The sequence below is a fragment of the Brevibacillus sp. FSL L8-0520 genome, assembly GCF_037963895.1.
GTDB lineage: Bacteria > Bacillota > Bacilli > Brevibacillales > Brevibacillaceae > Brevibacillus > Brevibacillus borstelensis.
In genome coordinates this window covers 710001-723772 of record NZ_CP150171.1, presented here as the reverse complement: position 1 = coordinate 723772, position 13772 = coordinate 710001, and the positions used below count along the sequence as shown (strand labels likewise).

Annotated in this window: 7 protein-coding genes, 15 tRNA genes and 2 riboswitches; all 22 genes read right to left on the bottom strand. The window is 52.9% G+C overall.

What is annotated here, in order from left to right; all coding sequences use genetic code 11:
* Positions 1-10 precede the first annotated feature (10 nt).
* A complete protein-coding gene (locus tag NSQ24_RS03970; RefSeq protein ID WP_339167273.1) occupies positions 11-1753 on the bottom strand; it encodes a M1 family metallopeptidase in 1743 nt (580 codons plus the stop codon).
* A gap of 51 nt (positions 1754-1804) precedes the next feature.
* Positions 1805-3115 carry a histidine--tRNA ligase gene (locus tag NSQ24_RS03965; protein WP_024984802.1) on the bottom strand — a complete coding sequence of 437 codons (1311 nt, stop codon included), beginning with the start codon at positions 3113-3115 and terminating at the stop codon, positions 1805-1807.
* A 359-nt stretch (positions 3116-3474) separates the two neighbouring features.
* Positions 3475-4845: an NCS2 family permease gene (locus tag NSQ24_RS03960; protein ID WP_339167271.1), complete on the bottom strand. Its 1371-nt coding sequence runs from the start codon at positions 4843-4845 to the stop codon at positions 3475-3477.
* Between the two features lie 121 nt (positions 4846-4966).
* A riboswitch (purine riboswitch) is annotated at positions 4967-5068 on the bottom strand.
* A gap of 151 nt (positions 5069-5219) precedes the next feature.
* The gene (guaA, locus tag NSQ24_RS03955) at positions 5220-6758 is read right to left on the bottom strand and encodes a glutamine-hydrolyzing GMP synthase (protein WP_003389498.1); all 1539 of its coding nucleotides are present in this window, start codon (positions 6756-6758) and stop codon (positions 5220-5222) included.
* 204 nt (positions 6759-6962) lie between these two features.
* Positions 6963-7063, bottom strand: a riboswitch (purine riboswitch).
* An 18-nt stretch (positions 7064-7081) separates the two neighbouring features.
* On the bottom strand, positions 7082-9577 hold the full coding sequence (locus NSQ24_RS03950; protein ID WP_339167270.1) for a transglutaminase domain-containing protein: 2496 nt from the start codon (positions 9575-9577) through the stop codon (positions 7082-7084).
* Complete coding sequence (locus tag NSQ24_RS03945) at positions 9577-10788, bottom strand: DUF58 domain-containing protein (RefSeq protein ID WP_122957551.1); 1212 nt, start codon at positions 10786-10788, stop codon at positions 9577-9579. Before NSQ24_RS03945 ends, NSQ24_RS03950 begins: the two co-directional genes overlap by 1 nt.
* A gap of 14 nt (positions 10789-10802) precedes the next feature.
* Complete coding sequence (locus NSQ24_RS03940; RefSeq protein WP_227278016.1) at positions 10803-11756, bottom strand: MoxR family ATPase; 954 nt, start codon at positions 11754-11756, stop codon at positions 10803-10805.
* 266 nt (positions 11757-12022) lie between these two features.
* Positions 12023-12099 (bottom strand) — tRNA-Arg (locus NSQ24_RS03935).
* Positions 12100-12103: 4 nt separating this feature from the next.
* Positions 12104-12179, bottom strand: a tRNA-Gly gene (locus tag NSQ24_RS03930).
* 47 nt (positions 12180-12226) lie between these two features.
* Positions 12227-12308 (bottom strand) — tRNA-Leu (locus NSQ24_RS03925).
* 33 nt (positions 12309-12341) lie between these two features.
* Positions 12342-12417 (bottom strand) — tRNA-Lys (locus NSQ24_RS03920).
* Positions 12418-12424: 7 nt separating this feature from the next.
* Positions 12425-12499: transfer RNA gene (locus NSQ24_RS03915), tRNA-Gln, on the bottom strand.
* Between the two features lie 4 nt (positions 12500-12503).
* Positions 12504-12579 (bottom strand) — tRNA-Thr (locus tag NSQ24_RS03910).
* Between the two features lie 19 nt (positions 12580-12598).
* A tRNA-Phe gene (locus tag NSQ24_RS03905) sits at positions 12599-12674 on the bottom strand.
* A gap of 41 nt (positions 12675-12715) precedes the next feature.
* Positions 12716-12792: transfer RNA gene (locus NSQ24_RS03900), tRNA-Asp, on the bottom strand.
* A 75-nt stretch (positions 12793-12867) separates the two neighbouring features.
* A tRNA-Met gene (locus tag NSQ24_RS03895) sits at positions 12868-12944 on the bottom strand.
* Positions 12945-13121: 177 nt separating this feature from the next.
* Positions 13122-13197: transfer RNA gene (locus NSQ24_RS03890), tRNA-Val, on the bottom strand.
* 53 nt (positions 13198-13250) lie between these two features.
* A tRNA-Glu gene (locus tag NSQ24_RS03885) sits at positions 13251-13327 on the bottom strand.
* Positions 13328-13339: 12 nt separating this feature from the next.
* Positions 13340-13424, bottom strand: a tRNA-Leu gene (locus NSQ24_RS03880).
* 9 nt (positions 13425-13433) lie between these two features.
* Positions 13434-13510 (bottom strand) — tRNA-Met (locus NSQ24_RS03875).
* 21 nt (positions 13511-13531) lie between these two features.
* Positions 13532-13622: transfer RNA gene (locus NSQ24_RS03870), tRNA-Ser, on the bottom strand.
* A gap of 5 nt (positions 13623-13627) precedes the next feature.
* Positions 13628-13703 (bottom strand) — tRNA-Asn (locus NSQ24_RS03865).
* Positions 13704-13772 lie beyond the last annotated feature (69 nt).

The window sequence follows — 13772 nt, the reverse complement described above, 5'->3', positions numbered from 1 at the left end:
CCCTCATATCTTACCGCTTTGCTGCCCGCTGCCGATCCAGCCAGGCCTCCGCCGCCTGTTCTTGACTTCTGTCCAGCAGCAGCCAGTATTTGATAAATGGGCTGGCATCTTCACCGGCTTCTGCCGTCAGCGCTTCCACCCATCCTTTCCCCGTCGCGATCCCGTGCTGATGGGCAGCCACAAAGCGCCTCAGCATTGCGTGAAGACGCTGTTCTCCCCACGCTTCCCGGAGCAGCCAGAGCATGGTCGTCGTCCGGGAATAGACCAGATTGCTGTAGCTCTCGTTATCAGGGAAACGGGACAGCGCCATCCACGGCTTGAGCCCTTTTTTGTCATAAAAGCCTGTCGTCCCTCTGACCATTCGGCCCACTACCTGCTCGCCGGCCAGCTCCGGATAGGCATTTACCATAAAGGCGAGGGAGGCGTATTCTGCCAAGCCTTCGTCAAGCCATGCCTCTTCTACCTGATTGTTCCCCACGAGACCATAAAACCACTGATGGGCCGTCTCGTGAACAACTATGGGGATCGATGACAGGTGATCGCCTTGGTAGTGGGAGCCGTCCAGAAAAACGATGCCTGGATACTCCATGCCATTGATATTGCCGCCGATTCTCACCGTATCGTACTCCGGATACGGATAGGCGCCAAACTGAGCCTGAAAGTATGCGAGGGCTTTCACCGCCGCTTCGTGGTTCCGCTTCACTTGTCCCGCCGAATCACCCTGACGCCACCAGCTGCGTACCCATGTATTCCCTACAGGCGTCTCCGCATGCTGATAGGTGTTGTCCATAATGACGAGCGAAAAGTCTCGAACCCGCTTTGCCTGCAAGCTGTAGGTGATTTCACCCGTCTGAAGCTCTTTTCCCGCTATATTCCGGTCCGTCGCCGTACTGACGAATTGGTACCCGGCAGGGATCGTCAGTTGTACCTGGTAATTCGCCGTTTCCGTATAAAAAGGATCACCCACCGGTCCATAAGGGTCCAGATGCCAGCCAGAGGCATCGTACACCGCCAGTACCGGCAGCCAATTTCCGAGCCAGATCGCATGCTCGTCATACGACATCCGCCCCATGTTGAGGGGCAGCGTCATCTCGAAATCCAGCTCCAGGTCGATTGGTTGGGTAGTTGCTTGGGCAGTCGCTTGGGCAGTCGCTTGTAAACCTGCTTGTGTACTTGCTTGTGCGTATTGTAGTTCGCCTTCTTTAGCGCTGACAGCCTTTCCGAGCCCTACCTTCACGACCGTTCCGTCGATCTGATAGGAAGCAGGCTTTCCTTGGACGACCAGTTTGGTAATATGATACGTTCCGGGCACGGCATTTTTTCCTAAAATTTCTAGCCAAAGCCCCCCTGATTTTTTCTCGGTAAACGCCAAAGGATACAGGTGCAAATACACATAATCCGGGTCTCTCGGCGCAAACCGGATGTGGACGCTGCCGGTTGCTGTCTTGCTTGCCGGATCGATTTTCACATCAGCCGCATAAGAAGTCATGTCCTCCGTCGCTTGCCCCGCCGTCGGGGACACGGCAACGCTCTTTTCCAAGCTGTCGGCAGCATTCTCGCTCTCGCTCATACCGCTATTTTTTGCCGCAGCAAGCCTGGTGCCTCCAGGAGTATCTCCCGCACCTGCCGAAGCCGCGGCCCGCTTTGCAAAAGCCGCTCCTCCGGCAGGAAAAATACCCACAAAACTCATACTGACGACCAATACCACATAGACAGCTTTCACCGAAACGAGCCTCTCCACCCGGCTTCTCACCGCATCTCCCCCTTTTCTTGTCTTCTATCCTACACGATCTCCACTGTTTCGCTAAGCCTGCATTTGGGTAAAAATGGAGGGCCAGTCCTTTTCATCTTTGATGCGAATTGTCCGCTCCTCGCCGCTGATCATATTCTTAACGACCACCGTCCCGGCAGCCCGCTCATTTTCCCCGAAAATCAGCACATACGGGATTCGCTCCTTGTTGGCGTAGTCCAGCGCTTTTTTCAAGCGGCGTCCCATGAGCTCTACCTCTACCCGCAGACTGGTCGATTTGCGAATGAGGTTTGCCAGTCCCAACGCCTCTGCTTCTGTCCCGAGCGGAATGACAAAAACATCTGCACTGCGGGCTTCAAAAGGGCTGTCGCCCATCGTGAGTGCCGTCAAAATGACGTCCAGTCCATATGAGATGCCCACGGCCGGATACTCCCGTCCGTCCCCCAGAAACTGGCCGATGATCTTGTCGTACCTCCCCCCGCTGCCAATGCTGGAGGTGATTCTGCCGTCCTTCAAAAAGATTTCGTACACCGTACCCGTGTAGATGCTAAGGCCCCGGGCCAAAAAGGGGGTAAACCGAACCTCTCCGGCCACACCCGCTCCTTGCAAAAGGGCAAACAGCTCCTGCAGCTCGGCTGCGCCCTCCTGTACCAATTGCTCGTCGTACCTGTTTGCCAATCCATCGAGACTCCGTTCCCCATTGCGCAAAAAATCGGCGATCTTCGCTATTACCGGCTCCTCGATTTGCCGCTCCCGCAAATCGTCGCAGACGCCATCTACTCCGATTTTTTCCAGCTTGTCGAGCGATAGCATCACATCTGCTGCCTGCTCCTCCGCGATCCCCATCACCTGAAGCAAGCCGGACAACAGCTTGCGGTTGTTCACCTGGATGTACACGTCCAAACCGAGCCGCGCAAAAGCCTCAAATGTCATGCTGATCAACTCGGCTTCGGCCAGCATGGAGGTCGTCCCGACGATATCTACATCACACTGGATGAACTCGCGGAACCGCCCCGGCTTGACCGGACCGTCGCGAAACACCTTGCCGATTTCATACCGTTTAAACGGCAGCCGCATTTCAGGATTCATCCCGACGACTTTGGCGAGAGGGACGGTCAAATCATAGCGCAGCGCCAAATCGCGTTCCCCCTGATCGGTCAGCCTGTACACCTCTTTGAGGATTTCCGCCCCTCCCCCGTATTTCGAAGCGAGCAGATCGTAATGCTGCAGCATCGGCGTCTCCAGCGGCTTGCAGCCGTGCGAGGCAAATACTTCCTCCAGCGTCCTCCGGATCGTATTGCGAAGCCCCTGTTCCTCCGGCATAAAATCCCTTGTCCCTTTGACATTGCGCAAAATCCCTTCCATAAACTGTTCCTCCTTTTCATTTGCTTCCCAGTCTGCTTCTTTTCCTTCTCCGGAAACGGCAAAAAAGCCATGCGGAGACATCAAATGCCCGCATGGCTTTCCTTCTGCCACCGCAGGCACCAAGCACAAACAGCGCTTGCACCTGCGGAAAATTTCATTTCCGTAGATACAAACGCTCTAATGATGGTGATGCAGTTGAAGGAATGTGCGAAGACCGATCATCGGTCCATCCCTCCTGAGCAGAATTTTTCCTATCATACAACACGCAGTAGCCGCGGCGCAAGAATCAAGCTTGTCCCCTGCACAATAAAAAACCGGCTGCCGCCACTCAGGCGACAACCGGTTGACCTTTTGTCCATCTATTCTCTCAGGAAGATAAAATACGCCAGGAAGACGAAGAACAGCCCGTACATGACTGGATGAACCTCGCGGCCTTTGCCCTTCAACACCTTGATCACCGGGTAAGTGATGAAGCCTGCCGCGATTCCGGAAGCGATGCTGTAGGTCAGCGGCATCATCAGGACCGTCAGGAACGCCGGGAACGCTTCGTCCATTTCGCTCCACGCGATCTGGGCCATGTGAGACGCCATCAGTACACCTACGATCACGAGCGCTGGCGCTGTCACAGCTTCCGTCACGACGGAGAGCAGAGGGAAAAAGAACAGAGCCAGAAGAAACATGATCCCGGTTACAACTGAGGCAAAGCCTGTCCGGCCGCCCGCTGCGACGCCTGCCGTCGATTCGACGTAGCTGGTCGTAGTCGACGTTCCGAGGATCGCTCCCGCCATACCGGCAATCGCGTCGGAAGCCAGTGCGCTTCCCGGACGAGGCAGCTTGCCATCCTTCAGTAAGCCTGCCTGGCTCGCTACTCCAAGCAGTGTTCCTGTCGCATCGAAAAAGTCAACAAACAGGAAAGTGAAAACGACAATCAGCATTTTCGCGCTAAACAACGTAGAAAAATCGCCAAGATACTGGAAAGCTGCACCAAAGGTTGGAGCAAGGCTTGGCGGCGTGTCGACGACCTGTTTCGGAAGTTCCACAATCCCGAAAATCATCCCCACGATCGCCGTCACAACCATCCCGACGAAAATCGCGGCATTTACCCGGCGAGCCATCAGGACTGCCGTCAAAACCAGACCGAAAACAGCCAGCAAAGCATTTTTCACAGCCAATACCTGCGCGGCATCCATATCCGGATGGAAGGTCAAATGGCCGAGTGTCACGACTGTCGAGTCACTGGCGATAATAATACCCGCGTTTTTCAAACCGATAAATGCGATAAACAGCCCAATCCCAGCGGACACCGCGTACTTTAGCCCCTGAGGGATGGAGTTTACAATCGCTTCCCGAATGCCAGTGAGCGACAGGAGCAAGAAAATCGTACAGGAGACAAAAACCCCCGCCAAGGCCTGCTGCCAGGGAATCCCCATCGTCAGAACAGCTGTATACGTAAAGAACGCGTTGAGTCCCATCCCCGGCGCCTGGGCGATCGGCAAACGGCCGACAAACGCCATGACGAGTGTACCAATCGCTGCTGCCAGCGCTGTGGCTGTAAAAATGGCGCCAAATTCCGGATAGTTCGCTTTCAGCTCAGGCGGCAGATCGGCCCCGCTGAGGATGAACGGATTGACAGCCAAAATGTAGGCCATTGCGAGAAATGTAGTGATACCTGCAATCGTTTCACGACGATAATTGGTGCCTAGCTTGTCAAATTCGAAGTACTTCCGCACCGGAATGTCCCCCCAGATATTTTTCGGTAAATAAAAAGCCGAGGCGCAACCATACACCTCGACTACCGAACAAAACAGACGGGAAACCATAAATAAAATGAGTACCTTAACGTTTCAATATCCCCGTTGATGTCTTGTTCGTAGCCAGGTCGTTTGCGGCGACCTCGTAGAAACTCCCGAGCCCTATTCCCGAGAATATACGAACCTTCCTTATTTACCTTTTCACAACGAAAAGTTTAGCAGGAAGAAAAGAGGTTGTCAACGGAAAATACGAACGTTAAAAATCTCTGATCAATCAATATCCGGTTTTATTGCATTTCAGATGAGGACCTTCCTGCCATTCTCACAGCTTGTCCCCAATTCCGAACGAAAATTTACTCCCACTCGATAGTTGCTGGCGGTTTGGACGTGATGTCGTACACGACTCGGTTCACGTTCTCCACTTCATTGACAATCCGGGTGGAGATTTTCTCCAGCAGATCCCACGGAATCCGAGCCCAGTCTGCAGTCATTCCATCAATGGAGGTAACGGCCCGAATCCCGACTGTGTAGGAATACGTACGAACGTCACCCATTACTCCGACACTTTTCATATCCGGCAGTGCCGTGAAGTATTGCCAAATTTCTCGATCCAGACCTGCTTTCGCGATCTCTTCGCGCAGGATAGCATCCGATTCACGAACGATCTCCAGTTTTTCTTCTGTAACTTCGCCCAATACACGAATGCCAAGACCTGGTCCCGGGAACGGCTGACGCCATACGATTTCATCCGGCAATCCGAGTTCTGTTCCCAGCTTGCGGACTTCGTCCTTAAACAGTGTTTTCAACGGCTCGATCAAGGTGAAGGTCATATCCTCTGGCAGCCCGCCAACGTTGTGGTGAGACTTGATGGTGTGGGCAGTAGCCGTACCGCTTTCCACGATGTCGGTATAGAGTGTGCCCTGGGCGAGGAAATCCATGTCTTTCAGCTTGCTTGCTTCCTCGTCAAACACGTAAATAAATTCGTTACCGATGATTTTGCGTTTTTGCTCTGGATCGGTTACGCCTTTCAATTTGTTTAGGAAACGTTCGCGAGCGTCAATTTTGATGACATTCATCGAGAATTTATTCGCGAATGTCTCCATGACGCCTTCCGCTTCTCCCTTGCGGAGCAAGCCATGGTCTACGAACATGCAAGTCAGTTGATCGCCGATCGCCTTGTGAATCAAAGCCGCTACGACCGAGGAGTCGACCCCGCCGCTCAAAGCGCACAGAACCTTTTTGTCTCCAACCGTCTCGCGGATCTTTTTGATCTCATCGTCGATAAACGTGGTCATGCTCCAGTTGCCTTCGCAACCGCAAATCTCAAACAGGAAGTTGGCGATGAACTCGTTTCCTTTTACCGTATGGCGCACTTCCGGATGGAACTGTACCCCGTACAGCTTGCGCTCAGGATGGCTGATGGCTGCCACGGGACAGCTGTCGCTGACTGCATCGATCCGGAAACCGGCCGGCAGCTCCACGACCTTGTCGGAGTGGCTCATCCAGACCACTTCATTTTCTCCCCATTTTTCGTACAGGCTGTGCGGTTGCTGCAGACGAAGCTCGGCTTTTCCGTATTCCCGTTTGCCGGCGCGCTCCACTTTTCCTTCCAGCATGTGGCTCATCAGCTGCATGCCGTAGCAAATCCCCAGTACCGGCACATCCAGATCAAAAATAGCCGGATCTACTTTCGGTGCGCCTTCCTCATACACACTGGCAGGTCCGCCGGAGAAAATAATCCCCTTTGGCTGCATTTCCTTGATTTTTTCAACAGGTGTATTGTAAGCGACCAGCTCGCTGTACACCCCAAGATCCCGTACGCGACGGGCGATCAACTGGTTGTATTGTCCCCCGAAATCCAGTACGACGACCATTTCCATTGGCTTGCTCATGTGATCCTCCTTCTCCTGTTTCCGCCAGGTTGTTACCGATAATTTCACCTTGGCCAAGCTCATGCACCGCGAAATTGGGAACGTAAACGCATTTTCGTTTCCCAACCGTCCAAGGTTGTAAAAAAACCGGGACCATTGCCTCCGATAAAACAAAACGGAGGCAGAGTCCCAGTTTGTGTACACTTTTGCGGTTGCATGTACAAAAATCCGAAGTCCTCACCTCGTAGTCGCCCGATTTACGGTCGAGCGGTAGAAACTGTCAGGCCAATTCCTGATACTATACGAGTATTCGAAGGAAATTCTAGCAGACTGAAGGTAATAGTTCAAGGCTTCAATTGCTGGGTAAGCCGATCAATCAGTTGCTGTGCAATCGAACGGGCCTTTTCCTCCATTTCCCTGCACCCATAATAGAGACGCTCATACAGGTGAGTGAGGTACTGCAGGTCTTGACGTTTGTCACCGGTCAGAGCAATTCTCTTCACGTACTCCCGCAAAGTCTCACCCGGTTCCCGGCGTGAATGCAGATGCTGAATCATCTGAAGCAGCAGTTTATATCGATCCGAGTAGTGCTCGTTTGGATGACTTCTCATTTGACGCTGAAGCCACCAATACGTGATAACCCGTTTCTTCCTCCAGGCCAGATAAGCACCGGCTGCCAGCAACACAAGCGCTGCCGCTTTTGCTTGCCACGGCATTTTCCAGCTTGCCTGTGTGGGGCTGTCGGCGCCCTCAAGCTCGTCTAGTCGGTTGTTTCTCCGTTCGGCTGCCGTATTTTCTTGCAGATTCGGAACCGGCAGGGTTACCGATTGTTCCGATGAGTTCAGATCGTATTTGATGCGAACAGGGGACAAGAAAGTGCTGGTCGCTTCAAACGGAATCCAGCCTTGTCCAGGGAAGTAGACCTCTACCCAGGAGTGAGCGTCCTTGTTTCGAACTTCGATGACATCGTTGCCATTGCTGTCAGTGCCTACGCGGCTGCCCGGAGCAAATCCCTTGACCCAGCGTGCCGGTATCCCGATCGATCGCAGCATGACCGCCATCGAGGTCGAGAAATGGTCGCAGTAGCCCCTGCGGCTGTCAAACAGAAAGTGGTCTACGAAGTCCTGCCCCGGTGCCGGTACGGGCACATCCTTGGTCTCGTATTTATAATCTCCTCCCGTACGGAGGTAATTCTCGATCGCGCGCACTTTTTCATACGGAGTGTTTGCGTTCTTGGTGACATCCTGAGCCAGCTCCTTCACTCTGTCGGGCAACTCGCCAGGCAGCTGCAGGTAGCGTTGCTTGATGTCAATCGGATAGGTGGAACCGGCTTGCATGATTGCCTTTTCGCTGACAATCGGCACTTCCGCTTCCAATTCATATTTCTCCGGCTTCAGCAGAAAACGGCTCGGCAGTGATCGCTTCTGTCCTGTGCTTTGAGATTCTGTCGCTTGTTCACCCTGTTCTTCTGTCGGCTGTACTGCCCGACCACTTGCAGGCTGCCCGGTTGGAGCTTCTCCCGGCTGTACCGCCTGACCACTTGCAAGCTGCCCGGTCGGAGCTTCTCCCGGCTGTACGGCCTGGCCACCTGCGGGCTGCCCGGTCGGAGCTTCTCCCGGCTGTACGGCCTGGCCACCTGCGGGCTGCCCGGTCGGAGCTTCTCCCGGGTGTGGCACGCCTCCCTCTTCTGGCTCGGCTTCCTCCCTCGGAGCTCTCATATCTACTCTGCCGGCCCGTACCTCCACTTGCTGGCTTGCTCTGTCATAAACCATCGTGGCGTTATCAGGCTCGATGCTTACAACCTTTTTCAACTGCCCTGGATAAAACATCGTAAAATACGGTTCCCCTCTGGAAAAATCCATTGTAGCCCGCACTTCCTTTGTTTCCGTTCCATGAAACAGCATTTGCTTCCACTGATGGGTTTGCAGGTTCAAAATAGGCTCATACTCCCGCTCTCCCTTTTGCCAGCCGCGTCCTGTGTAAATATCCTTGGAGTCGCCGCGCCAGTACGTCCGCTCATTGGTGATAGCAACAAAGACTAGCGCCTCATCCTGTTGGAAGGGGCCACCGAGGTTTTCGTCATTATTGTCGTAGCCGACCTTTTTCATGGTGCCAACTGGCCCTTCCTCGCCTCCGGTTAAAAAGGCGATCGGATCCGGCCAGACGGCATCTTTTTTCGGGCCGGCGTAGGCGACACTTACTACGATGGCCAGAATCAATACCGGGGCGATCAACGTATTCCACAGCGTCCAACGCTTTTTGCCCGCAATCGGGGCCCGCTTGGATATGGCTGTCAGATGGGCGACAGCCAGCAGCATAAACCCGTAGATCAGCGTTCGGATGATCGCACCGTCCGCCTCATAAGGCAAAAACGTATCCAGCACTGCCAAGTACAGCTCTGTCAAAAAGACAAACCAAAGGCCCTGCCGCTGTTCCAAAACTAGATAGGTGACCATCGAAATCAGTATGGCCAGCATGAGATCAAATAGCAGGTTGCGGGAGATCAGAGACATCGAAATCCAATCCTGCTGAAAAGCCAACGGCACATCGCGCACCAGGCTTGCATACATGTTGTAAAGCCATTCCGTACTCAAAAACGACGATGTGAAAAAGTCGGAATGAATGATCCATAAAATACCGAGCAGCTTGAAAGGAAAGGTCAGCCATCGGTATGGAACGACCAGATCGAGTAACAAAACACCTGCAACGATCATGTAGAATGGCCAAAGTGTTCCGGTATCGGTCAGCTCGCTTAAAGGCAGCAGCCACTCCCTCAGCATGAGAAAAAGAAACAAGGCAGCAAGCCATTCCATTCCTTTGGGGCGTCTCCAAACACTCATTACGAGGCACCTCCTATCCGCTTCCCGTCTTCCACATCATCCAGGTGCACCGATTTGCACGTTACCTTGCTCGCCATCAGCATTTGAATAGCTTGCTTCTCCTCCGGTGCCGGAACCGCATGTGCATGAATCCGCAGTAGATGGACATGCCGCCCTTTTTGAGACAACTGTACCAACCTGGCTACCAGTTCCTTGTCGACGCGTGGCGTGATCACGACCAGTGTGACGCCTGGAGGCTGCTCCAACGCTTCCCGCCCCACAATCCGGGCAAAGCTGTCCACACCTTCCGCCATCACCCGTGCCAGTTGGTCAAAAATCCGGATAAAATGCGTATGCGAACAGGCTGGTTGTATCGCGATTCGCTCTTTTTGCTTGTACGTCAAACCGTAATGATACTGATTGCGATTGGCATAAGCGACGAGACTTGCGGTCAGTTTTACGGCGGCCTCGAACAATTGCGGCGTTTGATCCTGGTAGTGAGCCTTTTCTACATCCAGAAAAAAGACCACCTGGTTCATCGCCTGGTGTTCAAATTCTTTTGTCTTGAGACCGGTCCCGCGTGCCGATGCGCGCCAATGAATTTGGCTCAGTCTGTCTCCACGGTGATATTCACGGACACCTCGCACTGCCGCTACGTCATCAGAACGGCGATGAGCGACGTGTACAGTCCCGCTGAAGCTCCCGTCACCCAGTGCCCAATGCGTCATCTCCTGATAGGACGGGTAAACGAGGAAATCATTGAAGACCGAGACCGTCTTTTTCCGTTCAACAAATCCAAAGAAGTCTCCCCCGCCCAACACACATTCGGTCAAACAATAATAACCCCGCGGCAGTCCGGGTATGACGTATTTAAACTCTATTTCTCTTTTAAACCAAGGAAAGATTAATTGCCGATGCGGCTCAAATACACCAGCCAGCCGGTCTGGCAGCGGTTCTATCACTACGTTCCAGCCCAAAGGAAACCAGAAACGGCGGCGCAAACGCACCGTTACAACGACGTCTTCGCCTTCCTGAAGGCGGTTTCGGTCGATTTCCCTGACGACCTCTAGCGAGCGGAACATCATGAAAAACACACACAATTCATAAGCCAGAAACACCAGGCTGCTGTAAAACAAAAACCAACTGGCAAACCCGCCCTGGAACATGGCAAACACAAACGTAATGAGGACAAGTGCAGCGGTTTTGATTTTCCCGTAGCGTTGTTGTTTCATGCACGTTCACCGCCTCAGCTAACCGGAACACGCGTTTCCGATAGAATCGCCGATAGGATCCGGTCGATCGTAGCTCCCTCCAGCCGAGCCTCCGGTTTCAAAATAATCCGATGAGCAAATGTCACCGGCACCAGTTCTTTGATGTCATCCGGAATCACATAATCTCGCCCACGCACGAAAGCCAACGCCTGGACCGCACGGAAAAGGGCAAGTGACCCGCGTGGGCTGACGCCCAGGTACACCTGATGGTGTTCTCTCGTCCGCATGCACAAGCGTACCAAGTACTCCTGAACGCCTTCAGACACTCGGACAGCGGCGACCTGCTTCTGGATTTGAGACAGCTCTTCTGTTGTAACGACGGGCTCCAGGCTGTCGAGCGGGTTTTCCCCGGAGAACCTGTTTAACATCCGCACCTCTTCCTCCAAGGTCGGATAGCCAAGACGCAGCTGCATCAAAAAGCGGTCTAACTGCGCTTCCGGCAAAGGAAACGTACCCTCGTACTCCAAAGGGTTTTGGGTTGCCATTACAAAAAACGGGCTGTTTAATCGGTAGGTATTGCCGTCAACGGTAACGGAACGCTCCTCCATTGCCTCAAGCAGCGATGACTGTGTCTTTGGAGAGGTACGGTTGATCTCGTCAGCCAAAATAACATTGGCAAAGATCGGTCCGGGACGGAACTCGAATTCCATCGTTTTTTGATTGAAAATCGCTACGCCTGTTACATCTGTCGGCAGCAGGTCGGGAGTAAACTGGATTCGTTTAAATTCGCCGCCAATCGATCTCGCCAAAGACCGAACCAGCATGGTTTTACCGACTCCAGGGACATCTTCCAGCAAAACATGGCCATTTGCCAATATGGCTGCCACGCATAGTTCAATAATGGAGCGCTTTCCAATCAGTACTTTTTCAATATTAGCAATCAACTTTTCCACAGAGGGATGTGAATGATCGAGTTTAATCGAGTTCATGGATGACAACTCCTGTTCCAACGTATTCTACCTTTTCGGCAATCACGTGTAATAAGGGCCTTTTCATCAAATAGGAACGGCCGATGGTCGACTCTCTCTTCATTTTATCTGATACCTTCATCCAGTGGAGAGGAAACCTATTCCTAAAGTAAGATAATGCGCTTGAAGTTACAAGGAAAAAATCGTTAATATTTGTAAAATTGTGAAATGAACTATGAAAAAAAGGGTAGGATGCATTCCTACCCTGTTGTCGTAATCTACACATATGGCGTGCCCTGAGAGATTCGAACTCCCGACCTTTTGATTCGTAGTCAAACGCTCTATCCAGCTGAGCTAAGGGCACAAAATGGAGCGGACGACGGGGCTCGAACCCGCGACCTTCGCCTTGGCAAGGCGACGCTCTACCAATTGAGCTACGTCCGCATAATCGTGATTACATATAAAACGTATAAACAGTCTCAAGGTCACTATGGTGCGGGTGAAGGGACTTGAACCCCCACGGTCTCCCGCCAGAACCTAAATCTGGTGCGTCTGCCATTCCGCCACACCCGCATGCACATTGAGAAACTGTTATTTTTGAAAAACTGGTGAGCCATGAAGGACTCGAACCTTCGACCCTCTGATTAAAAGTCAGATGCTCTACCAACTGAGCTAATGGCTCAAACAAGTGGCTGGGGTACTAGGATTCGAACCTAGGAATGACGGAGTCAAAGTCCGTTGCCTTACCGCTTGGCTATACCCCAAAAGTGGTGCCGGCGATAGGACTTGAACCCACAACCCCCTGATTACAAGTCAGGTGCTCTACCAATTGAGCTACACCGGCATGATATTGTTGGCAATAATGGTGGCTCGGGACGGAATCGAACCGCCGACACGAGGATTTTCAGTCCTCTGCTCTACCGACTGAGCTACCGAGCCAAAAAATGCTAATCCGCAAATGATATCCGCTAGGGATAAAATGGCGGAGCTGACGGGACTCGAACCCGCGACCTCCGGTGTGACAGACCGGCGTGAACTCCAACTTCACCACAGCTCCATATTTGGTTGCACCCAAGAGCACTTTGATCCTACTTGAACGGAAAGTATATCGAGGTAGTACAAGTAGAAAATTTGGTTGCGGGAGCAGGATTTGAACCTGCGACCTTCGGGTTATGAGCCCGACGAGCTGCCAGACTGCTCCATCCCGCGGCGATTTTAATAAATAAATGGTGGAGGCTGACGGGATCGCTTCCACTTGCGACGCTGCGTCGATTACTCTTCACATGCGAGCAAGATCTGAAGTACCCGAGCAATACTCCTTTGAACTTCTTCGAGGGTGAACCGGCACGGTGAGATCCCGTAACCGATAGCAACGAATAAAGCATATGGTGGAGGCTGACGGGATCGAACCGCCGACCCTCTGCTTGTAAGGCAGATGCTCTCCCAGCTGAGCTAAGCCTCCAGAATCCTTCGCAAAACTCCCGGATGTTACCGAAAATTTGCGAAGCACTTGTATGGTGACCCGTAGGGGATTCGAACCCCTGAATGACAGCGTGAAAGGCTGCTGTGTTAAACCGCTTCACCAACGGGCCATATTTTTTTCATGGTGCGGTCGGCGAGACTCGAACTCGCACGGGTCGCCCCGCCACCCCCTCAAGATGGTGTGTCTGCCAATTCCACCACGACCGCAACTTAGGTTGGTAGCGGCGGAGGGGATCGAACCCCCGACCTTTCGGGTATGAACCGAACGCTCTAGCCATCTGAGCTACACCGCCACTATTTATAAAGGTTAAACATGGCGGAGAGTGAGGGATTCGAACCCTCGCTACGCTTACGCATACTAACGGTTTAGCAAACCGTCCCCTTCGGCCTCTTGGGTAACTCTCCGTATATGGCTCCTCGGGAGGGACTCGAACCCCCGACCGATCGGTTAACAGCCGATTGCTCTACCAACTGAGCTACCGAGGAACAATGATAAAGGCACTAACGCAATTCATGCAGCTTCGCGCCTTCAAAACTGGATATGCATGCTGTAAG

Excerpts from the sequence above, each read along its gene's own strand:
- NSQ24_RS03965 (WP_024984802.1), bottom strand. The coding sequence starts at position 3,115 with ATGGAAGGGATTTTGCGCAATGTCAAAGGGACAAGGGATTTTATGCCG.
- guaA (WP_003389498.1), bottom strand. The coding sequence starts at position 6,758 with ATGAGCAAGCCAATGGAAATGGTCGTCGTACTGGATTTCGGGGGACAA.
- NSQ24_RS03950 (WP_339167270.1), bottom strand. The coding sequence starts at position 9,577 with ATGAGTGTTTGGAGACGCCCCAAAGGAATGGAATGGCTTGCTGCCTTG.
- NSQ24_RS03945 (WP_122957551.1), bottom strand. The coding sequence starts at position 10,788 with ATGAAACAACAACGCTACGGGAAAATCAAAACCGCTGCACTTGTCCTC.
- NSQ24_RS03940 (WP_227278016.1), bottom strand. The coding sequence starts at position 11,756 with ATGAACTCGATTAAACTCGATCATTCACATCCCTCTGTGGAAAAGTTG.